Source organism: Rhizobium sp. BK181 (assembly GCF_014193305.1).
In the GTDB taxonomy this organism is placed as follows: domain Bacteria; phylum Pseudomonadota; class Alphaproteobacteria; order Rhizobiales; family Rhizobiaceae; genus Rhizobium.
In genome coordinates, this window is sequence record NZ_JACHZA010000001.1 from 1,252,350 (window position 1) to 1,279,041 (window position 26,692).

At 61.0% G+C, this 26,692-nt stretch carries 21 protein-coding genes; 6 read left to right on the plus strand and 15 right to left on the minus strand.

Annotated features, from left to right (window positions below; translation table 11 throughout):
- Positions 1-133: 133 nt before the first annotated feature.
- Positions 134-502 (plus strand): helix-turn-helix domain-containing protein, encoded by a 369-nt coding sequence (locus tag FHT77_RS06315; RefSeq protein WP_183753474.1) that lies wholly within the window; start codon positions 134-136, stop codon positions 500-502.
- 15 nt (positions 503-517) lie between these two features.
- On the opposite strand, the gene FHT77_RS06320 is transcribed toward FHT77_RS06315, so the two are convergent.
- The 5 genes from FHT77_RS06320 to FHT77_RS06340 form a co-directional block, all read right to left on the minus strand.
- Positions 518-727, minus strand: coding sequence for a hypothetical protein (locus FHT77_RS06320; protein ID WP_183753476.1), 210 nt, complete (start codon positions 725-727; stop codon positions 518-520).
- 149 nt (positions 728-876) lie between these two features.
- Positions 877-2,769 (minus strand): TPR end-of-group domain-containing protein, encoded by a 1,893-nt coding sequence (locus FHT77_RS06325; protein WP_183753478.1) that lies wholly within the window; start codon positions 2,767-2,769, stop codon positions 877-879.
- 217 nt (positions 2,770-2,986) lie between these two features.
- Positions 2,987-4,126 carry a molecular chaperone DnaJ gene (gene dnaJ / locus FHT77_RS06330; RefSeq protein WP_114710810.1) on the minus strand — a complete coding sequence of 380 codons (1,140 nt, stop codon included), beginning with the start codon at positions 4,124-4,126 and terminating at the stop codon, positions 2,987-2,989.
- 85 nt (positions 4,127-4,211) lie between these two features.
- Complete coding sequence (gene dnaK, locus FHT77_RS06335) at positions 4,212-6,128, minus strand: molecular chaperone DnaK (protein ID WP_183753480.1); 1,917 nt, start codon at positions 6,126-6,128, stop codon at positions 4,212-4,214.
- A 235-nt stretch (positions 6,129-6,363) separates the two neighbouring features.
- On the minus strand, positions 6,364-8,703 hold the full coding sequence (locus tag FHT77_RS06340; protein ID WP_183753483.1) for a transglycosylase domain-containing protein: 2,340 nt from the start codon (positions 8,701-8,703) through the stop codon (positions 6,364-6,366).
- Between the two features lie 234 nt (positions 8,704-8,937).
- On the opposite strand from FHT77_RS06340, the gene FHT77_RS06345 reads away from it, so the two are divergent.
- Together FHT77_RS06345 and FHT77_RS06350 are read left to right on the plus strand one after the other, a co-directional pair.
- Complete coding sequence (locus tag FHT77_RS06345) at positions 8,938-9,261, plus strand: GCG_CRPN prefix-to-repeats domain-containing protein (RefSeq protein WP_040673870.1); 324 nt, start codon at positions 8,938-8,940, stop codon at positions 9,259-9,261.
- Between the two features lie 173 nt (positions 9,262-9,434).
- Positions 9,435-9,617 (plus strand): hypothetical protein, encoded by a 183-nt coding sequence (locus tag FHT77_RS06350; RefSeq protein ID WP_016552358.1) that lies wholly within the window; start codon positions 9,435-9,437, stop codon positions 9,615-9,617.
- A 195-nt stretch (positions 9,618-9,812) separates the two neighbouring features.
- Here the strand turns inward: FHT77_RS06350 and FHT77_RS06355 are convergent, their stop codons facing one another.
- From FHT77_RS06355 to FHT77_RS06365, 3 genes are all read right to left on the minus strand, one after another.
- Entirely contained in the window at positions 9,813-10,535 is a 723-nt protein-coding gene (locus FHT77_RS06355; RefSeq protein ID WP_312859729.1) for an SH3 domain-containing protein, read from the minus strand.
- Positions 10,536-11,013: 478 nt separating this feature from the next.
- Positions 11,014-12,402, minus strand: coding sequence for a M20/M25/M40 family metallo-hydrolase (locus tag FHT77_RS06360; RefSeq protein WP_183753485.1), 1,389 nt, complete (start codon positions 12,400-12,402; stop codon positions 11,014-11,016).
- A gap of 242 nt (positions 12,403-12,644) precedes the next feature.
- The gene (locus tag FHT77_RS06365) at positions 12,645-13,061 is read right to left on the minus strand and encodes a MarR family winged helix-turn-helix transcriptional regulator (protein ID WP_183753487.1); all 417 of its coding nucleotides are present in this window, start codon (positions 13,059-13,061) and stop codon (positions 12,645-12,647) included.
- A gap of 422 nt (positions 13,062-13,483) precedes the next feature.
- Between FHT77_RS06365 and polA the strand changes: the two genes are divergently transcribed.
- The 3 genes from polA (at position 13,484) to FHT77_RS06380 (ending at position 19,657) form a co-directional block, all read left to right on the plus strand.
- A complete protein-coding gene (gene polA / locus FHT77_RS06370; protein ID WP_183753489.1) occupies positions 13,484-16,483 on the plus strand; it encodes a DNA polymerase I in 3,000 nt (999 codons plus the stop codon).
- A 172-nt stretch (positions 16,484-16,655) separates the two neighbouring features.
- Positions 16,656-19,004, plus strand: coding sequence for a DNA translocase FtsK (locus tag FHT77_RS06375; protein ID WP_183753491.1), 2,349 nt, complete (start codon positions 16,656-16,658; stop codon positions 19,002-19,004).
- Positions 19,005-19,279: 275 nt separating this feature from the next.
- Positions 19,280-19,657 carry a VOC family protein gene (locus FHT77_RS06380; protein ID WP_183753493.1) on the plus strand — a complete coding sequence of 126 codons (378 nt, stop codon included), beginning with the start codon at positions 19,280-19,282 and terminating at the stop codon, positions 19,655-19,657.
- Positions 19,658-20,215: 558 nt separating this feature from the next.
- Here FHT77_RS06380 and FHT77_RS06385 read toward each other — a convergent pair.
- The 7 genes from FHT77_RS06385 to phnD form a co-directional block, all read right to left on the minus strand.
- On the minus strand, positions 20,216-20,740 hold the full coding sequence (locus tag FHT77_RS06385) for a GrpB family protein (RefSeq protein ID WP_183753495.1): 525 nt from the start codon (positions 20,738-20,740) through the stop codon (positions 20,216-20,218).
- A gap of 15 nt (positions 20,741-20,755) precedes the next feature.
- Positions 20,756-21,355: a phosphonate metabolism protein/1,5-bisphosphokinase (PRPP-forming) PhnN gene (gene phnN / locus FHT77_RS06390; RefSeq protein WP_183753497.1), complete on the minus strand. Its 600-nt coding sequence runs from the start codon at positions 21,353-21,355 to the stop codon at positions 20,756-20,758.
- Entirely contained in the window at positions 21,352-22,491 is a 1,140-nt protein-coding gene (locus FHT77_RS06395) for an alpha-D-ribose 1-methylphosphonate 5-triphosphate diphosphatase (protein ID WP_183753499.1), read from the minus strand. The genes phnN and FHT77_RS06395 overlap by 4 nt, the downstream gene beginning before the upstream one ends.
- 12 nt (positions 22,492-22,503) lie before the next feature.
- Positions 22,504-23,199: a DUF1045 domain-containing protein gene (locus FHT77_RS06400; protein ID WP_183753501.1), complete on the minus strand. Its 696-nt coding sequence runs from the start codon at positions 23,197-23,199 to the stop codon at positions 22,504-22,506.
- Positions 23,200-23,331: 132 nt separating this feature from the next.
- Positions 23,332-24,672, minus strand: coding sequence for a phosphonate ABC transporter, permease protein PhnE (phnE, locus tag FHT77_RS06405; RefSeq protein ID WP_183753503.1), 1,341 nt, complete (start codon positions 24,670-24,672; stop codon positions 23,332-23,334).
- An 8-nt stretch (positions 24,673-24,680) separates the two neighbouring features.
- Positions 24,681-25,661: a phosphonate ABC transporter, permease protein PhnE gene (phnE, locus tag FHT77_RS06410; protein ID WP_183753505.1), complete on the minus strand. Its 981-nt coding sequence runs from the start codon at positions 25,659-25,661 to the stop codon at positions 24,681-24,683.
- A 71-nt stretch (positions 25,662-25,732) separates the two neighbouring features.
- Positions 25,733-26,638 (minus strand): phosphonate ABC transporter substrate-binding protein, encoded by a 906-nt coding sequence (gene phnD, locus FHT77_RS06415; RefSeq protein ID WP_183753507.1) that lies wholly within the window; start codon positions 26,636-26,638, stop codon positions 25,733-25,735.
- Positions 26,639-26,692: the final 54 nt, after the last annotated feature.

The following is a 26,692-nucleotide window of genomic DNA, read 5'->3' on the forward strand; positions in this document are numbered from 1 at the left end:
CGCCGAAAGTGTATGACTGAGCGGCCCAAAACCACAGCAAAAGCAGGTTGAAAATTGCAACTAGTTGGTTGAGATATTGCAAAAGGCGGGCATAGTACTAGCGCATTTGAATTTATAATGAGGGAACACAGCAGTGCCAGATCCGGTGGATATTATTGTCGGCAGAAATGTCCGGACGCTCAGGGCCAAACGACGCATATCGCAGCTGGAACTGGGAGACGCGCTGGGGCTGACTTTTCAACAGATTCAGAAATACGAGAAAGGCACCAATCGCGTATCCGCGAGCAAGCTTCACCAGATCGCGGTCTTTCTGGGCGTGGATATTTCGGACCTGTTCGAAGGCGCCAATCCGCGTGACGGATCGGCGCGACCAGGTCTCAGCCCGGAGGCCTATGAGCTTGCCCTGCACTACGACAAGCTTCGCTCCACAGCAGGCAAAGAGGCCGTGAAGACCATCCTGTCGATCATGACCGGCGAAAGCTACGTCGAGGCGTTGGGCTGAGCTCTGCTCTGCCGGTCAGTGCAGTTCGCGCTCGTGAAGGGCGACGAGCAAATCGTCCTGTGTCTGATGGCCGGCGTGATAGAGATCTATCGCGATGCTGGCGATCGCAAGTCCCTGCTGGCTGCGCAGCTTGATATTGTGCTCGGCGCACCACGCGTAGAGCGCGCCGGCGAGCACATCGACATCGTCAGACTGGAAAGACACGGAAGCGGCTGCTGCCATCATGGAAGTTGCCCTCGATTTTTTGGTTGATCCCCGCAAGGATACTGGCCGCTTCGTGTGCCTTTGCAAAGCGCCATTCATTGCCTGCGTTAACGCAAGACAGATGCGCATTTCGGCCTGCTCCAAAATGGAACAGGTGCCGGGCGCCAGCGCTATTCCGACGCCACCTTGAAGTCCAGCGAGGCTGAGCAGGCCGCGATCGCATCCAGCATCTTTTCGAATCGTGGGTGATCGCGCACCGAATCCAGATCCGAATCATGCTTGAACCACAGGATGTGATAACAGGACGACAGCGGCAGTAGCTCCTCCAACAAGTCCAGAGCAGCGTCGCATTCGTTCAGCAACGCGTAAACACAGGCGATGTTATACTGCGCGACAATGTCATCGGGGTCGATCATCTGGGCGCGCTTCACCCACTCCTTTGCTTTTTCCGCCTCGCCCATGTGCGCCAGGGCCAGCGCGCCGCGATGAGCTGGGCCTGAATTTTCCGGATGCCGCTCCAGGGCCTCCTCGGCGCGCTCGATGCAGATGCGTGCCCAGTGCGCTCGTTCTTCCTCCAGCCCGAGCGACCGACATGCACTCATCAGGTGTATCGGCGACAAATAGTCGTCCGGCCTGATCTCGGCCGCCCTGGTGAAGAACGTGATGGCTCCTTCGAACTTGCCCTCCATGAAAAGGAAGCGGCCGTAGTGAAAATTCGCTTCATAGAGATCGGGCTCCAGCGCCAGCGCCTTTTCGAACTCGCTCAGCGCCTCTTCGTCTCGGCCATCCTGGTGCAGCGCCAGCCCGCGCGAGGCGTGCGCCTCAGCGAGATTTGGATCGAGTGCAAGCGCCTTGGCACTCAGATTGAGAATCCCCTGTAGCGTATACTCTCCCGCATGCCAGTCGCGCAGCGCTGACTCGCAATCGGCCATCCCGGCATAGGCACGCGCATATTCCGGATCGAGAGCGACCGCAGTCGCAAACATACGCCGCGCCAGAAGCAGATAAGGCCGCGTCCAGGTATGAGAAAGCTGCCGGCCGCGCAGGTAATAGGTGTAGGCTTCGACATTGCATGTCTGCTCGGCTTCGATCGCTCGCCGCTCCTCCGGCAGCAACTTGATCTTGAGTTGATCGACGATCGCGTGGGTGATCTCGTCCTGGATCGCAAAAATATCGGTCAGGTCACGGTCAAAGCGGTCCGCCCAAAGGTGCCCGCCGTTCTTCGCATCAATCAGCTGCCCGGTAATGCGCACCCGCTGCCCGACCTTGCGGACGCTGCCCTCGAGAACGAAGTCGACCCCGAGCTCGGCCGCGACCTGCTTTACCTGCACGGATTTTCCCTTGTAGGTGAAGGCGGTGTTGCGCGCGACGACATAGAGGTTCGATACCTTGGAGAGGTCGGTAATGATGTCTTCAGTGATGCCGTCCGAAAAATACTCCTGCTCGGCGTCACCGCTCATGTTGGTGAAAGGTAGGACGGCAACGAGCTGCTTGTGCTTTTCCTTGGCTGCGGCCAGAGCGGCCTTGTTCACTTTCAGCGGCAGCGCCCGCCGCGGAGAGATCGCATAGACCCTGATCGGTTCCTTGATGTTCTTGAGCCTGTGCTCGCCGCGATCCTCGAACGACAGGTCGAGCCGCGAGCCGACGTGGTCTTTGACCGAGGCGGAGACAGCAATGCCGCCGGGTTCGGCCAAAGTTTCCAGCCGGGCGGCAACATTGACACCATCGCCGAAAATATCGCCCTCCTCGACGATAACATCGCCGAGATGGATACCGATCCGGAACTCGATGCGCTTTTCTTCAAGTACGGACAGGTTTCGCTGCGCCGTCTCCCGCTGCACCTCGTCGGCACAGGCAACCGCGTTCACAATGCTGGAGAATTCCACCAACATGCCGTCACCGGTCATCTTGACGATGCGGCCGCGATGCTGCGCAATTTTCGGGTTGAGGAGCTCCGTGCGGCAGGACTTTACCGCACTCAGCGTCCCGGATTCATCTGATCCCATCAATCGGCTGTAACCGACGATATCTGCTGCGAGGATGGCTGCGAGACGGCGTTCCAAGTGTCCCTCGGCGCTGCTATGTTGTTCGGCCTGCTAATTTACCCTTTTATTATCTTAATGTCCCACCAATCATTTGGCTGATCCAAAATTGTAAAGCCATTTTCACTGCGAAAGTCGCGCTCGCGCAACAACCCTGCATAGGCAATCCGGAGCAAATAACAATAAAGGCCCGGTTGCAGGAACAACCGAGCCTTTTAACATTTCATCGATGGCCCGATCAGCCTTCGAAGAATTCCTTCATTCGGGCAAAGAACCCGGTCGATTCCGGATTGTTTTCCTTCGAGGACAGCTGTTCGAACTCCTGAAGGAGTTCGCGTTGCCGCTTCGTCAGCTTCTGCGGGGTCTCGATCTGGATCTGGATGTAAAGGTCACCCGTTTGCGGCGACCGCAGCACCGGCATGCCCTTGCCCTTGAGGCGGAACTGCTTTCCGGCCTGCGTGCCTTCCGGCACGGTAACGCGCGACTTGGTGCCATCGAGCGTCGCCACGTCAAACGTGCCGCCAAGTGCCGCCGTCGTCATCGAGATCGGGATAGTACAGTAGAGATCGGCGCCATCACGCTGGTAGAATTCATGCGGCTTGACCGACAGGAAGATGTAGAGATCGCCCGCCGGACCGCCGCGCATGCCGGCCTCGCCCTCGCCCTGCAGCCGAATGCGGGTGCCGTCTTCGATGCCCGCCGGAATGTTCACCGAGAGCGAACGCTCTTCGGTGACCCGACCCTGGCCATGGCACTTCGTGCATGGATCGGGAATGATCGTGCCACGACCATGACAGGTCGGGCAGGTCCGCTCGATCGAGAAGAAGCCCTGGGCCGCGCGAACACGGCCAGAACCCTGGCAGGTGCCGCAGGTTTTCGGCTGGGTGCCGGGCTTTGCGCCCGAGCCGGAACAGACGTCACAAGTGATCGATGTCGGAACGCGGATTTGCGCCGTCTTTCCGGAGAAGGATTCCTCCAGCGAAATTTCCATGTTGTAGCGAAGATCGGCGCCACGCTCGCGGCCACCCGAAGAGCGCTGCCGCTGACGGCCGCCGCCCATCATCTCGCCGAAGATATCCTCGAAGATATCGGAGAACCCACCGCCGCCGCCAAAGCCACCGCCGCCGAAGCCGCCACCGCCCATGCCGCCATGCTCGAAGGCTGCGTGACCGTAACGGTCATAGGCCGCCCGCTTCTGCGGATCCTTGAGCATTTCGTAGGCTTCGTTGATTTCCTTGAATTTACGCTCTGCCTCATGATCGCCCGGATTCTTGTCCGGATGGAATTTCATGGCGAGTTTGCGGAAGGCGCTTTTCAGCTCTTTTTCGTCCGCCGTCTTGGCGACACCCAGCGTTTCGTAAAAATCGGCTTTTGCCATTAAGGATCAGACCCCGGAAATGGATTTCCGGCTGCCCTGGAGAGCAGCCGGAATGTCAGTTTCAAACGTGACCGTTCAGCCCAGCTTACGCGGACTTCTTGCGGTCGTCGTCCTTGACTTCTTCGTAGTCGGCATCGACGACATTGTCATCGCCGGCTTCTGCCGATGCGTCTGCCGCACCACCTTCAGCCTGCTGTGCTTCGTAGATCGCCTGACCGAGCTTCATGGAGACTTCCATGAGGGTCTGGGTCTTTGCCTTGATCTCTTCAGCATCCGGCTCGCTTACCTCGACGGCAGACTTCAGAGCAGCAATCGCATCGGAGATCGCGGTGCGATCGGCCTCGGTCACCTTGTCACCGTAATCCTTCAGCGACTTCTCGCTGGAGTGGATCAGGCTTTCGGCCTGGTTCTTGGCTTCTACGCCTTCGCGACGCTTCTTGTCGGCTTCGGCATTGGCTTCGGCGTCCTTGACCATCTTCTCGATGTCGGCGTCGGAGAGACCACCAGATGCCTGGATGCGGATCTGCTGTTCCTTGCCGGTGCCCTTGTCCTTGGCCGAAACCTGCACGATGCCGTTGGCGTCGATATCGAAGGTGACTTCGATCTGCGGAACGCCACGCGGTGCCGGCGGCAGGCCAACGAGGTCGAACTGGCCGAGCAGCTTGTTGTCGGCAGCCATTTCGCGCTCGCCCTGCGAAACGCGGATGGTGACAGCCTGCTGGTTGTCGTCGGCGGTCGAGAAGGTCTGCGACTTCTTCGTCGGGATCGTGGTGTTACGCTCGATCAGACGGGTGAAGACGCCACCGAGGGTCTCGATTCCGAGAGACAGCGGGGTTACGTCGAGGAGCAGAACGTCCTTGACGTCGCCCTGGAGAACGCCGGCCTGGATGGCGGCGCCGAGAGCGACGACTTCATCCGGGTTGACGCCCTTGTGCGGCTCCTTGCCGAACAGCTGCTTGACGACTTCCTGCACCTTCGGCATGCGGCTCATGCCGCCGACCAGAACGACTTCGTCGATCTCGGCAGGCGTTACGCCGGCATCCTTGAGAGCAGCCTTGCACGGTGCGATCGTGCGCTGGATCAGATCCTCGACCAGGCTTTCGAGCTTGGCGCGGGTCAGCTTCAGGGTCAGGTGCTTCGGGCCGGTTGCGTCCGCCGTGATGAACGGCAGGTTGATTTCGGTCTGCTGCGAAGACGACAGTTCGATCTTCGCCTTTTCGGCAGCTTCCTTGAGGCGTTGCAGAGCCAGCTTGTCGCCCTTGAGGTCGATGCCGTTGTCCTTCTTGAATTCGGCAACGAGGTATTCGACGAGGCGCATGTCGAAGTCTTCACCGCCGAGGAAGGTGTCGCCGTTGGTGGACTTCACTTCGAAGACGCCGTCACCGATCTCGAGGATCGAGATATCGAAGGTACCGCCACCCAAGTCGTAAACGGCGATGGTCTTGCCGTCCTTCTTGTCGAGGCCGTAAGCGAGCGCGGCAGCGGTCGGCTCGTTGATGATGCGGAGAACTTCGAGGCCAGCGATCTTGCCGGCATCCTTGGTTGCCTGGCGCTGTGCGTCGTTGAAGTAAGCCGGAACGGTGATGACGGCCTTTTCGACCTTTTCACCGAGATAGGATTCAGCGGTTTCCTTCATCTTCTGAAGGATCATCGCGGAGATCTGTGCAGGCGAATAGCCGGTGCCGCGGGCCTTGACCCAGGCGTCGCCGTTGTCACCCTTGGTGATCTCGAAAGGAACGAGAGCCTTGTCCTTTTCAACCGTCGGATCGTCGTAGCGGCGGCCGATGAGGCGCTTCACTGCGAACAGCGTATCCGTGGGGTTGGTAACTGCCTGGCGCTTGGCCGGCTGACCGACGAGGCGTTCGCCATCTTCGGAAAATGCTACGATCGAAGGCGTCGTGCGCGCACCTTCGGCGTTCTCAATGACCTTCGCGTCCTTGCCGTCCATGACAGCGACGCAGGAATTTGTCGTTCCGAGGTCGATACCAATTACTTTTGCCATGTCATTCTCTCCTTGAAGCAAGCTGTCGGAACCCCGAGAAGGCATTTCCCTGACAGCCCCTTACGGGATGGGTCTTTAAGATTAACGCAATCGTGATTGCGGTGATGCCGCGTATATAAGGAGCGGTTTTCGGGACTGCAAGGCGAGAAATGGCCAGAAAACCAGCAAAACAAGCGCCCAGCGATTAATTTCGACACACACAGGAAAATGGCATTTTCCTGACCGAATGCTTTGGTTATTGCCCCATGATCAAGTCGAGCAAAGTCGTCCGTCTCGGCCTGTGTGCCGGCGCCGGTTCAGGCTCGCCAATGTCACCCGGCGGCAGCGCGTCGCCGTAGCCATAATCTCCGTCCTGGGCGATGTCTGCGGGAGGCACGGGGCCGCCGTTATCAGGCGTCATCGGCTGGCGTCGTGGCCGACCCGGCGCCTGCGGATAACGCTCGGCGCTCTCACCAAAGACGCCGGAAAGAATGCTGCCGATCGTCGTCGGTTCTTCAAGCGGCGGCGCCATGCCAGGCTCGGCGGATGCCATCGGCTGATCGCCGAAGCCGGGATTGGCTGCCGGATCCGCCATGAACTGGCCGTTGCCGAACAGCGGGGCCGGCGACAGTCCCTTGTGCGCGGCGACCATGAACTCCTGCCAGGCCTTGGCGGGCAAGCCGCCGCCCGTGACCTTCTTCATTGGCTTGCCGTCGTCGTTGCCGAACCAGACGCCCGTCGTGAGGTTGCTCGTGAAGCCAACAAAGAGCGCGTCGCGCGAGTTCTGGGTGGTGCCGGTCTTGCCGGCGGCCTGCCAGCCGGAAAGCTTGGCGCTCTTGCCCGTTCCCTGGTTGATGACGCCCATCATCATCGTATTCATGTTTGCGGCGATCGCTTCCGACAGGACGCGGGGCGGATTGTCGTAGGTGTTCTCATAGAGCACCTTGCTGCCGTCGGCCGTCGTCACCCTGCGGATCACGTGCGGCGTCGCCTTGTAACCACCATTCATGAAGGCGGCATAAGCGCCGGTGAGCTCGGTCAGCGACACTTCTGATGTGCCAAGCGCGATCGAGGCATTCGGCTGCAGTTCCGATTCGATGCCGAGACGGTGTGCCAGCTTGATGACCTGGTCCGGCCCGTCATACATGACAAGCTGGGCGGCGACGGTGTTCAGTGACTTTGCAAGCGCCGTCGCGAGCGTCACCTCGCCATTATACTTCTTCTCGTAATTCTCGGGCGTCCAGTCGCCGATGCGGATCGGCGCGTCGTTGAATACGGAAAACGGCGTCAGGCCCTTTTCCAGCGCCGCGGCGTAGACGAACGGCTTGAAGGACGATCCCGGCTGGCGTTTGGCAGTGACGGCGCGGTTGAACTGGCTGTCGGCATAGTCCCTGCCGCCCACCAGCGCGCGGATTGCGCCGGTGCCATCGAGCGAAACCAGGGCCGCCTGTGAGGCATCGAGCTTGGCGCCGTCCTTGCCGAGAACGACATTCAGCGACTGCTCCGCGCGCTTTTCCAGCGTCTTGTCGATCGTCGTATCGACGACGATGTCTTCCTTGACGTCACCGATCAGACCTGGAAGTTGGTCGATGACCATATCGGCGACGTAGTGACCGGCGCCCGACCAATAGCGCTTTGCCTTGGCCGGCGTCTGCGACATGGCGGTCTTCACTTCGTCATCGGTGATATAGCCCTGCTCGCGCATCGTCTGCAGCACCACCTGCGCGCGGGCATTGGCGGCCTCAGGATCGCGTGCAGGCGACAGGCGCGACGGCGCCTTGACGAGGCCGGCAAGAAGGGCGGCTTCACCAAGGTTCACATCACGCGCGGACTTGTTGAAGTAGCGCCGCGACGCAGCCTCGACGCCATAGGCGTTCGAACCGAAAAACACCCGGTTGAGATACATCGCAAGGATCTGCTCCTTGGTATATTTCTGCTCCAGCCATAGCGCGAGCAGAACTTCCTGGACCTTGCGCTCGAGCGTCCGGTCCGGCGACAGGAAGAGGTTCTTTGCAAGCTGCTGCGTCAGCGTCGAGCCGCCCTGAACCATATGCCCGGTCGTCAGGTTGGTGACCAAGGCGCGTGCAAGGCCAAGCGGATCGACGCCGAAATGCGAATAGAAACGGCGGTCTTCGATGGCGACGATCGCTTCGGGGATGTACGGCGACATATCTTCGAGTGCCAGCGCTTCGCCGCCGGTCGTGCCGCGATTGGCAAGGACGCTGCCGTCGACAGCGGTGATCTTGACGTTCGGCGGACGTTCCGGAATGGCCCAGGTGCTCGCGCTCGGCATACGCGAGCCGTAGTAAACGACGAGGCCGGCGACGCCGATCCCGGCCCAAATCCCGAAAACGATGCACCAGTAGACAAGGCGACGGATGAAAGCGAAGAGCCCACCGCCGTCGCGATCACGGCGGTCTCGTTTGCGTCGCTCCGGCTGCCGCGAACGGGACGACTTCGGCGGCGCTTTCCGCGTCGAGCGTCCGCGCACCACACGGTCATCGGCATCGAGCGAGAAATCGTCATCATCATCACGGTCGTTGCGACCGCTGAAAGAAGGTTCGATCCTGTCGCGTGATTTGCCTCTGCCCGCCATCTAGTACCCGGTACACCCCATCTTCGCTTCTCGCGCGGCGATGCCGCAGAAACCGTGCTTTGCCAAACGGTTCTCCACCCGGTTGAACTTTAAATGCGGCGATTTAAGGGGTGGTTAAGAAGTGGTTAGAACGGCCCATGCCTGCCCCAATAATGTCAAATTTGGTTCAGCCCCCGTTCACCGAACCGGCTCTCTAATCGGTAGGCAAGGGACTTGCATAACAGAGGTGCAGAGATGCGTATGAGAATGATTGCAGCCGCGATCGCCATGTTTGGATTTGGCGTTTCCATGGCTGAAGCGATGCCGATTGCGCCAGTGAACGGCATTGCGGCCAAGAATACAGTGCTCGTCGACTATGCCTGCGGGCGCGGCTATCACCTGACCCGATGGGGCAATTGCCGGCCGAACTGGAACCGGCCTCCGCCGCCGCGATACGGCTGGCGCAATGACCGCCGCCCTTATGGCTGGGGCGGCCCGCCGCGCTATGGTTGGCGCTACGAGCGATCCTACGGGTGGGATCGCCCGCCGCCGTGGGTGCGCGGACGCGATTGGCGATAGTCGAATTCAGGAGAATCGCAGGGCCCGGCTTCGACCGGGCTTTGTTTTCTTTGGCTTACCAAGCCACGCTTTTTCGGCATAGCTGCCATTCGTTGCGACTGTCACAAATCTGACATATAGCACGTCGAATTGCGCCTAAGATTAGCGCAGACCGCGCAATATGTAGGCATTTCATGAGCATCGACTTTAACAACACCGAAGAATTCAGGCTGCGCGAAGTCTGGAGCGTGCATGAGTTTGCACGCCACCACCGGCTGACCAAAATGGAAGAGAGCCGTCTGAAGATGCTGCACGGTCCGTTTGCCGAGATGCGCGAACTGCTCGCCTCGCGGCAAAGTTCAGTTTCTCTCTGGTAAGCGGGAACCATTAGCGACCCCGTGGATTATGCCCGAAGCGAAACACGCCCTACACGTTTCGCTAAAGGTCGGCCGTCTCCCCTCAAACGAGCCGATCGCGATCCGGCCCGGTGTCTCTCCCAGAGCGCCGGGCCGTCCTCTGTCTGCTCCAGACATTTCATCTGCAATAAGGCGGCCTGCGGCCGCCTTATCCGTTTACTGCTGAGGTCCGCAACTCGGATCACCGGGCTGGCAGCGCGGGGGTCCACGACGACCATCACCACCACGACGTTGATTCGCGTCGTCGGTCCGCTGCGGCGGTCGCTGGAAATCGTGACGGTTGTCACTGGGTCGCCCCTGGAAATCCTGAGCGTCCGGGCGGCCGCCGAAATCCCGGCGGCGATCCGGGCCGCGGTTTCCATCGGGCCGGCGATCGGGACCACGATCGAAATCGGGCCGCGGGCGGTCGGGGCGCGGGCGTCCGTCAAATTCCGGCGGTCGCGCCGGCCGGACGGCAGCGGGCGGACGATCATAGACCGGATTCCGGCGCCAACGATCCCGGTCCCGATAAAAGTCGCGATTGCGATAGTAGCGATCCCAGTAATTTCCGACGCTGAAGACCACGGTCGGAATTCCGAGGGGACGGTAGTATTCCGGCCCCACATAGACGCGCCGGCTTTGATACAGCGCCTGCACGTAGCGACCAGCTACCCAGCCGCGACCGCCGTAAAACTCCACATCGCACCATGGAACATCCGCAAGGCAACCATGAATCTCCACCGATTCGCCCGCCGGAATGACGGTGACGGCAGGGTATTGCGTGCTCGGCCCGGCGCGCATGTTGACGTTGGCTGTGGCAAATCCTCCTGCGGCTTCCGCAACCGCAGGCGCAAGTAAAAGGGCCGCCACGGCAGCGGCCGTCGTCAGTATGGACTTCACGTTTTAAACTCCTTTGCCGACGCACGCGGATCACGCCGCCTGCGCGTTTCGAAAAGGTCGCCTGGTGCATCGGACACGCGTTCGCCATTCCTCGCCCCGCGTCGATTCAGCCAATCACCTTTTTCTTTCAATGGTTTGTAGTTCGCTCAGATGAACCTGAGTTGAACAGCCGAAGGCCTCGAAACGCAAAAATATGCGAGCCTCGCTTGAAACGCGGGACGGGCATACCGACATAGGGCTCAACAGATTGCAGCCGGTGGAAAGCTGGGCGCGCCAGCAACGTTGCCGCTTCCGCCATTGTGATCGTGGCTCGCTGGTTAACCATTCGTTAACCTTTCCCGATCAGTCTGGCTGCAACATTCGCTTCCTCCTTGACCACGGATGTACTGGCATCGAAGTGAAGCGAATGACGAAAGGCCGGTTTGTTCCGGCCTTTTTGTTTTTCAGGCGCCCGCGAAGCAGGCGCACATTCCGACCGTCACTTGGCCAGCGCTTCCAGGATGCGGATCCAGGAGCGGATGCCCTTGTGATAGGACACCAGTTCGTACTTCTCGTTGGGCGAGTGAATGCGATCGTCGCTGAGGCCGAAGCCGACGAGCAACGACTCCATGCCGAGCATCTTCTGGAAGTCACCGACGATCGGGATCGATCCGCCCATGCCGATGACGACGGCAGGCTTCGGCCACTCGTCGGAAAGCGCGTTCTTCGCCTTTGTCAGAACCGGCGAATCATAGGAAAGATGGATGGCCGGCGAACCGCCGTGCGGGTGGAATTCGACAGAGCAATCCGCCGGGATCTTCGACCGGACATAGGCGCGGAAGCTTTCGCGAATGGCGCTTGGATCCTGGCTCCCTACGAGACGGAACGAAACCTTGGCCGAGGCCTTGGCTGCGATCACCGTCTTGAAGCCCTCGCCCGTATAGCCACCCCAGATGCCGTTGACCTCGGCGGTCGGCCGCGCCCAGGTCAGTTCAAGGACGGACCTGCCCTTTTCACCCGAAGGAATCGACAGGCCAACCTCCCCGAGGAAGGTCTCCGCCGTCTTGCCGAGGGTTTCCCAGGATGCCTTGATGTTGGCCGGGGTTTCCTCGACACCGTTATAGAAGCCTTCGAGGGTGATACGGCCGGTTTCATCGTGCAGTCCAGCGAGAATGGCCGTCAGAATATGGATCGGGTTGGCAGCCGCACCGCCGAACAAGCCGGAATGCAGGTCGCGATCAGCCGCGGTTACGACCACCTCCTCTCCGACAAGCCCGCGAAGCGCTGCGGCAATCGCCGGGGTATCACGGTCCCACATGCCGGTGTCGCAAACCAGTGCGTAGTCCGCCTTCAGTTCGGCGGCGTTGGCCTCGAGGAACGGCTTCAGCGACGGCGAACCCGATTCTTCTTCGCCTTCGAAGAGGATGGTAATGCGGCAGGGCAACGCGCCGTTGACTTCCTTATACGCGCGGCAGGCCTCGACGAAGGTCATCAACTGGCCCTTGTCGTCGGAGGTGCCGCGACCGGTGAGGACCTTTCGGCCGTTGCCGATGTCCTTGATCGCCGGCTCGAAGGGATCGTTCTCCCAAAGTTCGATGGGATCGACGGGCTGGACGTCATAGTGGCCGTAGAACAGCGCATGCGGCGCGTCGGCGCTTGCCCCAGCATGATGAGCGACAACCATGGGATGACCGGGCGTGTCGCGCACGGAAGCCTCGAAACCCAGCGTCTTCAGGTAGGACACGAGCCATTCCGCCGCCTTGCGGCACTCCGCCTTGAAGGCGGGATCGGTCGAGATGGACTTGATCCTCAATAGCTCAAACAGCTTGTCGAGGCTTGATGGCAGGTTCTGGTCCGCGCGCGAAAGCACCGGCATTGCATCGGTCATTTTCGACTCCTTTCGAAATTTCGCGGGACGATAGACCAAAGGTCGACTGCTTTCGAGGCGAAAAAAGCAGAGCAGCGGAACGCTACAGCGAGGGAATGGGGCAAGGGACCAGCCTTTCGGTAAGCCTGATAACGAACCGAGCGTAAGGCTGGCTGCATACGAAAATTTTCTTTCCGTACACGGAGACGAGTTTGACCGCCTTTACAACGCGACACCGATAACGGCAGCGAAATGGCGCCTGCTCAAAGCTTCTTGGCGTTGTCGAGAAGCCGGCGGATATATTCGAGGGTCAGCTCCCGTTCGAAACTCTTGAAGCCCTGAAATAGCGCAAGGTCGGCTTCTCGCGCCGCCTCGATCGCATCATCTTCCATGCCCTTTGCCTTGTCGGTCAGAAAGATCAGCTGGGCCCGCTTGTCGGATGGATGCGGACGACGGTCGATCAATCCGTCGCGCGCCATGCGTGCAAGCGTGTTCGCCATGGTCGCCTGCTCGATGTCGACGCGGGCCAGCAGCTGCTTCTGCGTCAGCCCGTCCTCGGCCCAGAGTTCGAGAAGAACCGGGAACTGCCCTGGCGAAAAGCCGAGCCGCGCCGCGCGCCGCTGCAGCGAACGAGCAAAGCCCTTGGCCAGCTGGCTGGCAAGGTAGGCCCCCGAGTCCATACGATTACTTCCCATCTTCTCAGTTAGTCGCAAAAAACTCGACGAAACAGTGCAACAAATCGCATACGACGCATCACAAGTGCTTCATCGCAGGTTGTCCTTCGGAAGATAGAGCAGAAAAACAAAGCCGCCATAGCCTGGAGGTCTGGCTATGGCGGCTCTAAAATGGGGACAAAGGCCCGGAGAGGGGATAAGGCCTTTGTCCAAGTCCGATGCGGCGGGGGACAAGCCAGCTATCAGACCCTCGACGCGACCAAACACGATCAAACGTCGGTAGTAATCATTTGTGATCGGGAATGTGGCTTTTCAAGGGAAAGCCGAGCATTGACTATTACAAATTGGTAACAGTTTGGTGAGGCGGAATCTTTTCGGTCTCCAAGTTTATATGGACCTTCCAAGGTCGCCGCGCTATCCATGACGCCATGAAAAAAGGCGATCATCTTTTCCTAGTCGACGGCTCCGGTTTCATTTTTAGAGCCTTTCACGCACTCCCCCCTCTGACCCGCAAATCCGATGGTTTGCCGGTCGGCGCGGTGTCAGGATTCTGCAACATGTTGTGGAAGCTGCTGACGGATGCGCGCGACACATCGGTCGGCGTGACGCCGACGCATCTTGCCGTCATCTTCGACTACTCGGCAAAAACGTTCCGCAAGGATCTCTACGATGCCTACAAGGCAAATCGCTCAACACCGCCCGACGAGCTTATCCCGCAATTCGGGCTGATCCGGCACGCAACGCGGGCCTTTAATCTGCCGTGCATCGAGACGGAGGGTTTCGAGGCCGACGACATCATCGCAACTTACGCCCGCCAGGCCGAGGCCCTCGGCGCTGACGTGACGATCGTCTCCTCGGACAAGGATCTGATGCAGCTGGTTACGACTGCGGTCCACATGTATGACAGCATGAAGGACAAGCAGATCGGCATTCCTGACGTCATCGAGAAATGGGGCGTGCCGCCCGAGAAGATGATCGATCTTCAGGCGATGACAGGCGACTCCGTCGACAACGTGCCCGGCATCCCAGGCATCGGTCCGAAGACGGCGGCGCAGCTGCTTGCCGAGTACGGCAATCTCGATGCGCTTCTCGAACGCGCGACCGAGATCAAGCAGGAGAAGCGCCGCCAGACGATCATCGAGAATGCCGACAAGGCCCGCCTGTCACGCGAACTGGTGCGACTGCGTACCGACGTTCCGCTCGAACTCAAGGTGGAAGACCTGATCCTCGAGCCGCAAAACGGGCCAATGCTGATCGGCTTCCTGAAGGCAATGCAGTTCACATCGCTGACGCGGCGCGTTGCCGAGGCTTGCGATTGCGACGCCAGCGCCATCGACGCCGTTGACGTTCCGGTCGAATGGGGTGCATCGGCGCGGGGTCCCGATCTCGACAGCGCAGAGCCCGAGCCGGTGGCCGGGGGCATTCCCGACGTTGCCGGCGACGCGGTGCCCGTCCCCGCGAAGACGAATGGCGTGAACGGTCGCGAAGGTACCTTCCTGCCCGGCGACCTTGCCAAGGCACGCGCCGAGGCTTTTGCCTCGCTACCCTTCGATCACTCGCGCTATGTCACCATTCGCGATGTCGCGACGCTCGACAAATGGATTGCCGATGCGCGCGATACCGGAGTGGTTGGCTTCGACACCGAGACGACGTCGCTCGATGCGATGCAGGCAGAACTCGTCGGATTCTCGATGGCGATCGCCGACAACGACAAGAATGCCACCGGCACCAGCATCCGCGCCGCCTACATCCCGATCGGCCACAAGACGGGCTTCGGCGATCTGCTCGGCGGCGGATTGGCCGAGAACCAGATCCCGATGCGCGACGCCTTGCCCCGGCTGAAGGCGCTTCTGGAAGACGAGGCGATCCTGAAGGTCGCCCAGAACCTGAAATACGACTACCTCTTGATGAAGCGATACGGCGTCGAAACGAAACACTTCGACGATACGATGCTGATCTCCTATGTGCTGGACGCCGGAACCGGCGCACACGGAATGGATCCGCTGTCGGAGAAGTTCCTTGGCCATACGCCGATTGCCTACAAGGACGTGGCCGGTAGCGGTAAGTCGAACGTTACATTCGACCTCGTCGATATCGATCGCGCGACGCACTATGCCGCAGAGGACGCGGAGATCACGCTCAGGCTCTGGCTGGTGCTGAAACCGCGTCTTGCCGCCGAGAGGCTGACGACGGTTTACGAACGCCTCGAACGGCCCCTGCTTCCGGTTCTCGCCCATATGGAAGAGCGCGGGATTACCGTCGACAGGCAAATCCTGTCGCGCCTGTCCGGCGATCTCGCGCAGGGCGCTGCCGCGCTCGAGGAGGAAATTTTCAAGCTCGCCGGCGGGCGCTTCACCATCGGCTCGCCGAAGCAGCTGGGCGATATCCTGTTCGGCAAGATGGGACTGGCCGGCGGTACGAAGACGAAGACCGGCCAGTGGTCCACCTCGGCAAGCGTGCTCGAAGACCTCGCCGCTGCGGGCTTCGAACTGCCGCGCAAGATCGTCGACTGGCGCCAGCTGACCAAGCTCAAGTCGACCTATACGGATGCGCTGCCGGGATACGTCCATCCCCAGACGAAGCGGGTTCACACTTCGTACTCGCTGGCGTCGACGACAACCGGTCGCCTGTCGTCCTCGGAACCGAACCTGCAGAACATTCCTGTACGCACTGCGGAAGGCCGCAAGATCCGCACGGCATTCATTTCGTCGCCGGGCCATAAGCTGATTTCGGCCGACTACAGCCAGATCGAGCTGCGCGTGCTCGCCCATGTCGCCGAGATTCCGCAGCTGACGCAGGCGTTTGCCGATGGCGTCGACATTCATGCAATGACCGCGTCGGAGATGTTCAGCGTACCCGTCGAGGGCATGCCGTCCGAAGTGCGACGTCGCGCCAAGGCCATCAACTTCGGCATCATCTACGGCATTTCCGCGTTCGGCCTCGCCAATCAACTCTCGATCGAGCGCTCGGAAGCGGGCGACTACATCAAGAAGTATTTCGAACGCTTCCCCGGCATCCGCGACTACATGGACAGCCGCAAGCAGATGGCGCGTGACAAGGGCTACGTCGAAACGATCTTCGGACGGCGAATCAACTACCCGGAGATTCGCTCCTCCAACCCGTCGGTTCGCGCCTTCAACGAACGGGCGGCGATCAACGCACCGATCCAGGGATCGGCCGCCGATATCATTCGCCGGGCGATGATCAAGATGGAACCGGCGCTCGCCGAAGCAGGGCTCGGCGACCGCGTGCGCATGCTCCTGCAGGTGCACGACGAACTGATCTTCGAAGTCGAGGACGCAGACGTCGAAAAGGCCACGCCGATCATCGTTTCGGTGATGGAAAACGCCACCATGCCGGCGCTCGAAATGCGCGTGCCGCTCCGAGTCGACGCGCGTTCGGCCACCAACTGGGACGAAGCGCACTGAGCGCTTCGTCGAAAATCCATTAAAATTTTCACTACCGTTCAATCCATTGATACAAAATGGTTTTGCATGAATTCCGCGGCGAATGTAGGCGCGGATGGAAGGAACTTATTAACCTTCATTTCCTAATCCGAGAGCGGGTATTAGTTGCTAATCATGAGTGAGTAGCGGTCGTATGCGCTTTCCTAGAACCAATCTGACAGGGGCCGAGGAGATTTCCGCGGAAGTCGAAGGTGAACAGCTGCAGGAACACGCAGGCGAGAAGCCTACGGCACCTATCTGGCAGAACAATTTTTCACTGGCTCCGAATGTGCGGTTTACCCGCACGCCCGAGAATCTGATCAATCCAAAGCGCGTGCCGACGCCAGCCGTTCGCACGCCGCCGCTTGCGCTGCAGGAGCGCGTTGCGGCGGAAATCGGCGCAAGCGTGGAATCGCTGGCGCCCGTAGTCGCTAACCTTCCGCTCGAGATCTATGAAGCCGTGATTCCGCCTGCGATCGAAGTGCAGCCGGCTGTAGCTGTATCACCGATCATGTCGGCCGAGCCCGAAACCCAGACCATTGTCCGGGCCTCGACCGAACTGGCTGCCATCTCGGACTTCGCGTTCTGGGAAGTCATGGCATTCGAGGAAGCGGCGGCGGAACCGATCCTGCTGCCGCCGGTAGTTTCGCTGCCGAAGCCAGAGGTCAGCCCCGAATCGATCATCAGCCGGTTCCGCGTCATGGAGTGGCGGCCAGGTCGACAACATCAGGCCATCGCCGTTGCACCGACGCCTGAACCAGTCGCGCCGCCGCCCGTCGCGCCTGCTCCCGGTTTGACGCGGGGCCGCGCAGCGCAAAGCCCCGTCGCGACCGAGCAGATCCGCTTGGAAGAAGCGGTACCAGTCGAGCCAAAGGCGCAGCCGATCGCTCCACTGCCGGTTCGCGCTTTGGCGCCGCAGCCGCTCGCACCGGCCCCTCGCTTTGCCGCGCCGAAGGTCGTCCCCTCGAGGGTCGATGCCTCGGGCTACGAGTTCCCGTCGCACTCGCTGCTGCAGGAGCCGCCAGAGCGCGTCGGCGAGATCATGTCGCAAGAGACGCTCGAGCAGAATGCCGGGCTTCTCGAAAGCGTGCTGGAGGATTTCGGCATCAAGGGTGAGATCATCCATGTCCGCCCCGGCCCCGTCGTGACACTTTACGAGTTCGAACCGGCACCGGGCGTGAAATCGTCGCGCGTCATTGGCCTTGCCGACGATATCGCCCGCTCGATGTCGGCGCTGTCGGCACGCGTCGCCGTGGTTCCCGGCCGCAACGTCATCGGCATCGAACTGCCGAATGCGCTCCGCGAAACCGTCTATTTCCGCGAGATGATCGAAAGCGCCGACTTCGAGAAGAGCAGCTTCAAGTTGGCGCTCGGTCTCGGCAAGACGATCGGCGGCGAACCTGTGATCGCCGAGCTCGCGAAGATGCCGCACCTGCTCGTTGCCGGTACCACCGGTTCGGGCAAGTCGGTTGCCATCAACACGATGATCCTGTCGCTGCTCTACCGGATGTCGCCGGAACAGTGCCGCTTGATCATGGTCGATCCGAAGATGCTGGAGCTGTCGGTCTATGACGGCATCCCGCACCTTCTGACGCCTGTGGTCACCGACCCCAAGAAGGCCGTGATGGCGCTGAAGTGGGCCGTTCGCGAGATGGAGGACCGCTATCGCAAGATGTCGCGCCTCGGCGTGCGCAATATCGACGGCTACAACAGCCGCGTGGCGCAGGCCCGCGACAAGGACGAGACGATCCACGTCATGGTCCAGACCGGTTTCGACAGGAGCACCGGCGCTCCGATCGAGGAGCAGCAGGAGATGGACCTGACGCCGATGCCATATATCGTCGTCATCGTCGACGAGATGGCCGACCTGATGATGGTCGCCGGCAAGGAAATCGAAGGCGCGATCCAGCGGCTGGCGCAGATGGCGCGCGCCGCCGGCATCCACCTGATCATGGCGACTCAGCGCCCTTCCGTCGACGTCATCACCGGTACGATCAAGGCAAACTTCCCGACCCGCATCTCCTTTCAGGTGACCTCGAAGATCGATAGCCGCACCATCCTTGGCGAACAGGGCGCCGAGCAGCTGCTCGGCCAGGGCGACATGCTGCATATGCAGGGCGGCGGGCGGATTTCTCGCGTGCACGGACCGTTCGTTTCGGATGCCGAAGTCGAGAAGGTCGTGGCACACCTGAAGACGCAGGGTCGGCCGGAATATCTCGACACCGTCACGGCTGACGAAGAGGAAGACACCGAGGAAGAGGACAGCGCCGTCTTCGACAAGGGCGACATGACGGCCGAGGACGGCAACGACCTCTACGACAAGGCAGTCAAGGTCGTCATGCGCGACAAGAAGTGCTCGACCTCCTATATCCAGCGCCGCCTCGGCATCGGCTACAACCGTGCGGCTTCGCTCGTCGAACGCATGGAGAAGGAAGGCCTTGTCGGCCCGGCAAACCACGTCGGCAAGCGCGAGATCGTGGCTGGACGCGGCGAAGGGGAATGATCTCCCGGAGGGGAGAACTGCTGGCGGCGCGCAAGTGACCGCTAGCCTGGGGACGAGGCCACAGCGCGTTCCCAGTCCTCGACAATGCTGGGATTCGGCTTCTTGCGAAGTCAGTCACGGGCGCGACGGCCGAGAAAGTCGGCGATTGCGACACGACGCGTCCGCAGCTATAGATGCCCCGGTAGGCACCGCCCTTCATGTTGAAACATTGGAGCGCGCGCATGGTCTTCCGCACGGCCGGAGCCATTCGCGACGTCTCGGAAGGAGATTGAGCGATGACAGAAATCGCTGATCACGGTGTCCGCTTCGGACGCATCGCCGCGATGCTTCCCGTAAAAGATATCAGTCGGGCAGTGGACTTTTATAGCGGCGTGATGGGCTTCACCAAGGTGTTTGAGAACGGCAACCCGGTCGGCTTCGTTATCCTGAAGCGTGATGCCGCCGAACTGCATCTGACGCTGCAACCGAACCACGAAATCCCCAATTTCAACGTCGCTCATCTCATGGTCGACGATGCGGATGCTCTCTATGCGCTGTGCCAGGCGCATGGCGCGCGGATCATCAAGAGGCTGCAGGACAAGGACTATGGCCTCCGCGCCTTCGTGTTCGAGGATCCCGACGGCAACCGTATCGATGTCGGGCAGGTGATCTAGGCCAACGCAGGAGCCGGGCGCATCGTGCGTCCGGTCTCTCTGGCAGGCGGGACACCCGTGCTTCGCCTGCTTGGACCGGAGAATGTCCGCACCCGATCCATTTCGCTATCGGGTAAATCGCAAGCCTGTCGACCGAAGCTGTCCATCCTGTTTCCAACCGCACCCGTTGCCGGGCAACACAAAGCCCCGCACCGGAAAGAGCTCCGGTACGGCGTGGACTGGCTGGGAATAGGCAGGCGGCGGTTATAGTAGATAGGGATTGTCAGGCGGTGCAGCCTGCCCGATCGCATCGAGATCTCCGCCCTTCCGGGCCGACAGGAGCGTCTCTCGGCCTTTCCGATGCGGCGGATCGCCAGCCCCGACGACTTGCGACCCCTCTTCTGCAACCATCATCGAACGCCGGACTTTCGACCAGTTTTGTCAGATCCGGTTCGCGACCCGGCTCCCTGTCCAATGACGCCACCAGTGTGCGTCAGATCATGTATGCGGGGATGGGCGGGGACAATACGGCAGGCAAGCGCCTGAGATCGCTTCGAAGTTTCCTGCTACGCAAGAAAATTATCCGCGCAACGACCGTTCGGCCTCGATCATCGCAAGCCGCAGTGTCTCTGCGACGAAGTCGCTCTTGCCGCCGGTGTAGATATCCCAGTCGCCATTGGCCTTTGCGGCAAGGTGACGTTTCAGCGCCTGATACTCGGCCGCCTTTTGCGGGTGGCAGCGGAGGTGGTCGCGAAACAGGATACGGTTACGGTGAGCCGGATTATTAGGTGTGCAGAGATAGAGGCGTAGGCCATAGCCCTCATGATCGCGGGTGAAGGGCCAGCGGCCGTCGCCGTGGGGATCGCCGTGAGCCCGGAAACCGGCAGATGGAAGCAAAGAGGCGACCGAATTACGTGCTGTTTCGTCCACCAGCACGGCATCGAGATCGATCTTCGGCTTCGCCGCCAGTCCAGGGACCGCTGTGCTGCCGATATGCTCGATCGTGAGGATACTATCCGCCGCCAGCGTCACCAGTTCGCGTCTTGCGGCGTCGAAGAGAGCGGGCCATGCCGGGTCGTAATCGAGAACCGTGATCGGCCGCATGCCCCCGCCTCCGCGTCAGCCGATCTCGGCCAGAAACGCGTTCAACGCATCGATGATCCTGCTTCCGCCTTCTTCCAGCGAACCGCTGTTATCCAGGTCGACCACGTCGTAGTCGCCGCGCACCGTCAGGGGGCCGCGTGCGAGCCTGGCCATGATGTCTTCATGCGTCTCGCGGCCGCGAGCCTCCAGGCGGCTTGCCAACACCTCGACGGTCGCTGTCACATTGATGACCTTGAGCCGCGGGAAAACGGCCTTGAAGTGGTGGAGCGCCGAACGCGAACCGTTGGCAATAACCAGATTCCCTTGTGCGAGCGCGACCGACACCTCAGCCGGAATGCCATATTTCAAGCCGTGCGCTTCCCACCAGACCGCGAAGTTTCCGGCCTGCTCCATCGACGCGAAACCCTGGGCCGACACGGCGAGATGCTGCTCGCCGCCGGCATGGGTGTGGCGGGTGATGACACGGCGGACAAAATGCACATCCGGGCGGCCCTGGAAGTGCTTGGCGGCGAGCGCCATCAGCGTGTCCTTGCCGGCACCGCTCGGGCCGACGACGACCACCATGATGCCGCGCTCCGTTCCCGGAACAATGTGAGGTTCGTGCGAGGGCATCATGCGACTCGGCGTCCTTCGCGCCACACGGAGCGAGTGACCGGAACGCCGTGGTCCCGGTAGACCCGCACGAGGTCAGCGCGCAGGCTGGGCGCGATCCGGCCACGGTCGTTGAGGTTGACGGTGCGCGCCGGCGTCGACGTAACCATGGCGATTGCCTGCGGCAGCGAAATGCTCTCGACGTCGTCGGCCAGGATGAACGGCGCGTAGAGCAGGCTGAGTGGCACGTAATCCGACGACAACACGTCCAGCACGCCCCGCTCCGCAAGGTCGCGGGCCGCGATGTTGCCGGAGTGGGACTTGCCACGCACCACGTTGGGGGCGCCCATCAGCACGCTCATGCCATGGCCATGCGAGGCCTTGGCGGCGTCGAAGCTGGTCGGGAACTCGGCCAGGCGAACGCCATTTTCGATTGCTTCATCGACATGGGAGAGGGTGGCGTCGTCGTGGCTGGCAACGGTGATGCCGCGCTCGGCGCAGACCTTGGAAATGGCCGTGCGGTGCGGCGTGGAATTGCGCTCGGATTCGGACACGCGGCGATCGACGAACTTGGCGAACTCGGCGTCGGAGAGGCCACGCTTCTTCTGGTAGTAGAAGATATACTGGTCCATCGTCTGGAACTGGCGCTGGCCGGGCGCGTGGTCCATCAACGAAACGAGGCGAACGTAGGGATCGTTTTCGAAATCGGCGAAGTGCTGCAGCACGTTGTCGGCCGAAACCTCGCAACGCAGGTGGATCAGGTGCTCGGCGCGCAAGCGGCCTTCCTGCTCTGCCTTCTGGATCGCATCGGCCATCTCGCGCATTTCGCCATGCTCGAAGCCGCCGTCCTCGTCAGCGCCCATGCGCAGGCAATCGAAGACCGTGGTGATGCCCGAGGTAACGATCTGGGCGTCGTGCGCCTGGATTGCCGCCGTCTTGTGCCAGCGTAGGCCGGGGCGCGGCGAATAGTGGCCCTCAAGATGGTCGGTATGCAGTTCGACGAGGCCGGGGATCAGGTAGTCACCCTCGAAATCCTCGCCAACATGTGAGCTGCCTGTCGAGATGTCGGCGATCTTGCCATCGCGGATGAGGACCGATCCGTTGACGATCTCGTCTTCGAGGACGATACGCGCATTGGAAAAGACGGTTTCTTTGCTCATGGATCAGGTCTTTCAGCTTTCGGCGCCGGCAAGCGGCCACCAGGAATGAACTTTGAACGGGGCGCCGCGCGCCTCCTCGACGAATACGGCCAGGCCGGAGATTGCCAACGGCCGGCCCGTGAAGGCCGAAAATCGCTCGGCCAGGATTCCCTTCATCACGCCGGATCGCTCCGGGGGCACCTTGCCGGTCAGCGTCATATGGAAGCCGAAGTCATCCATGACGTAGGGATAGCCCCAGCGCAGCAGATTGGCCCTCTGGCTTTCCGTCAGCTCCTCCGGCTTGCGACGCGCGACATCGGCCTCCGATAGCGCGGCGCGGAACGGTTCGAAGGACTTTACCACCTTCGCGGCAAAATCCTGAAGCGGCGGATGCAGGAAACCGGGGATCAGCGCGAAAAAGCGGCCGAGCTGGCCGAGCACCAGTTCCGGAATCTCGAAAGCAGGCGTGCGAGCGGCAAAATCCTCGACAACCGGGATCAGGTCCTTCTCGGTCACCGATGCCGCCAGGCTGAACGGCGCCTTGATCGTCGCATGGAAGCCGTAACGCCGCGGATCGGCGGTCAGCTCGAACTGCTCGCCGGCCGGCATATCCGGATATTCGGGAGCCGGGTAAGTTTCGCCGGTGAAGGCATCGCGGCCAAGCCAGAGCGAAGCCGTGCCGTTCAAAGGATGATCCTTCGGTGGCGTGAAATAGAGTGCGTAGCGCAAGACGCGTATCCTGGGAAATCGTTCCGAAAGCGGGCCGCAGTCTGCCGCGATTTGCGCGGCAACTGCAAGGCCGGTTTCCGGCTAAAAGATTTCCGTGACAGAATGATGATGGCCGAGGCCGATCCTCATTTTTTAATGTGTCTTCGTGCCCATCAGCCGGTGACGCAGGGCGTTCGAAGCCATGTCGAACATGAACACCACCATCAGGATCAACAGAACCATGTAGGCGACGTTTTCCCAGTTGGCGTTGGTGCGCATCGATTCCCAGAGCTTGAGGCCGATACCGCCTGCGCCGACGGCACCGATGATCGTCGCACCGCGGACGTTCGATTCCCATTGGTAGAGCGTCTGGCTGACGAAAACCGGAACGATCTGCGGGATGATGCCGTAGCGATGCGTGAGCGTCGTCGAGGCGCCGGTGGACCTGATGCCTTCGCGCGGCTTGTTATCGATGTTCTCGAGGCCTTCGGAATAGAGCTTCCCGAGCGTACCGGTCTCCGTGAGGAAGATCGCACCGGAGCCAGCCAGCGGTCCAGGACCGAAGGCGCGGGTCAGGAACAGCGCCCAGATCAGCATGTCGACCGAGCGCAGGAAGTCGAAGGAGCGCTTCAGGACCTGATTCAACAGCCTGTTCGGCGTGATGTTGCGCGCAGCCAGGAACGCCAGCGGGAAGGCTGCCAGCGCACCAAGCAAGGTGCCGAGGAAGGCCATGACAATCGTCTGGAAGAGCTTGGTCCAGACGTCGCCGTGCTGCCAGGCGCTGTTGTGCCAGATATTATCGAAAGCGAGCGACAGGTTGGATTGACCGGGCTTCAGTTCCGGACCCGAAACGATCAGCCCCAACACCTTACCTGCCGGCTTGTCGAAGAAGGGGGACTGGGTGTCGAAGACGAAATTCGCCCAGCCGAGGAAGCGCTTGCGGATCTTTACGCGGTCGGCGGAGATGCTGACGTCGCCGGCAAAGCCGAGATCGGCAAGAACGTTGTCGTCATAGACTGTCATCCAGCTCGGGACGGGGCCCACGACCTTCGGCGCACCGCTCGACAGTTCGACCGGGACAGCGATGCCGTGGGCCGTGACGACGGCTTCGGTCTTCGAAACCGTGACCGTGCGGCTCTCGCCACTCACCGAAACCGAGACGCTGCCATCCGGGTTGTTGACCACCCAATCGGGATGCGGGTTGTCGCCCAGCGGCGAGAAGCGCGGATACTTGACGGTGATGCCGGTATCGCCGATGCGGAATTCCGGCTGGACGTCGTAGCTCACCCACTGGCTGAGATAGAGGCCGACACGTTCCCAATGCGCTTCGGCCAGCAGCTTCGGCAAGTCGAAGAACCAGGTGGCGTAGACGCCGTAGAGCAGCGTCGCGATGACGATCATCAGGCCGCCGAACCGCTGACGGAAGGAACGTTTGAAGTAGTCCGGATAGCGGAGTTCGATTTCATGCATCCGGTTGGCGTCGATCACCGTCATGGCGGACCTCAATGCTGCAGAAGGAAGGCATGCTCGCCGACGAGGCGGCGGCGCAGCCATGCGGAGAACTGGTCAACCGCGACGATGGTGATGAAGAGCAACAGAACCAGGGCCACGGTCTTGGCACCGAAACCGCGCGAGATGGAAAGCTTCAGCTCCTCGCCGATACCGCCGCCGCCGACGGCGCCGATGATGGTGGAGGCGCGGACGTTCACCTCAAGCCGAAGCAGCGCATAGGACATGAAGTTCGGCAGAACCTGCGGCAGCGCGGCAAAGCGGACGCGCTCGGCCCAGCTGGCGCCAACGGCCTTCATGCCCTCATCCGGCTTCATGTCGATGTTTTCGACCACTTCGTAGAAGAGCTTGCCGAGCGCGCCGATCGTGTGGAGGCTGACGGCGATGATGGCGGCGACCGGACCGATCGAGAGAATGGCGGCAAAGAGGCCGGCGATAACGATCTCGGGAAAAGCGCGCAGGAATTCCATGAGGCGCTTGACGACGATGCGCAGCGGCGAAGAGGGCGACAGGTTGCGGGCTGCGAGGAAGCTCAGCGGCATCGCGAAGACGACGCCGATGATGGTCGAGACCAGCGCGATGTTGATCGTGATGATCATCAGCTCGAAATATTCGGGGATATAGAAGCTGCCCCATACCGGCACACGACCGAGCGCGAAATTGTATTCTTCGCCGGTCTGGTGGCTCGGGCTTTCGATATCGAACAGCGCCCGCCAGACGTCGTTCCAGTCCTTCGGAACAAGCCAACTCACGAAATCGAAGAGGTGCGGAAGGCGTTCGAAGAAATGGCCGGCATTGCTTTCGTCGGCGAACTTCACGGAACTGACGAAAGCGACCAGGAGGATCACCAGGCCGAGACCGGTGTAGAGGCGCCGGCGCGCCACCATCTTGCTCCACGCCTCGCCGATTTCATGGGCGCTCTGCTGCGGTTGCTGCGCGCTGTGCGTCTGGGAATGAGGATCGGCAAAAGTCATGAAACGATGTCCGCTTTCTTGGCAGGAAAAAGGGCGGCCGCAAGGGCCGCCCCTCTCGATCTGGAGATCGATCAGCCGCCGATGGCAGCCTTACGAGCGTCGATGATCGCGTTGTAGAAGTCAGGCTTGACCTTGGAGTAGCCCTTGAAGTCGCCGCCTTCGATGGCTGCGAAGCACTTGGCGTCCTTTTCCGGAAGCTTCATGAAGAAGTCCGTGAGCTTGGCCTGCCACTCGGTGCCGAGTTCGTTGCGAACGACGAGCGGGCCGTTCGGGATCAGCGGCGAGCGCCATACTTCAACGAGCTTGTTCGGATCAACGGTGCCCTTGTCGACAGCCTTGCGGAAGGTGCCGGAGGTGTAGCCGTCCTTGAAGTCGCCGATGCCCGAGCTATCGTCAACAGCAACGTCGACCTTGCCGTCATAGGCAGCGAGAAGGTTGTTCTCGTGGCCGCCGTTGAACTGCGTCGAAGCGAAGTACTTGTCGTTCGGAACGCCGGTGTCCTTCGGGATCTGCGTCAGCGGGATCAGGTAACCAGACGTGGAGTCCGGATCGGCGTAGCCGAGCTTCTTGCCCTTGGCGTCCTTGATGTCCTTGATGCCGGCCGACTTCAGAGCGAGACCGATCGAGTAGTAGCCGGTCGAGCCGTCTTCCTGCTGCGTCGTCAGGATCGGGGTTACAGCCTTCGGGTCCTTGATGTGGACGGCTGCGTAACCGGAAGCGCCGAGTTCGGCGAAATCGAGCGTGCCGCCGAGGAGACCCTGGATAACGCCGTCATAGTCGGCAGCCGGGAAGAGCGAAACCTTCTCGAAGCCGAACTCCTGCTTCAGGTGGTCGGAAAGGCAAGCGTAGTTGCGAAGACGGTCGGCTTCGTTTTCGCCGCCGAGGATACCGACGCGGAATTCCTTGAGGTCCGCAGCATGCGAAACGCCGGCGAGCGCAAACAGCGCCGTGGCGGCAAAAAGTGCTTTCTTCAACATGGTTCTCTCCTGATTGACCGGGGTCTCCGGCAATTCTGTTTAAGAAGAAGTGTG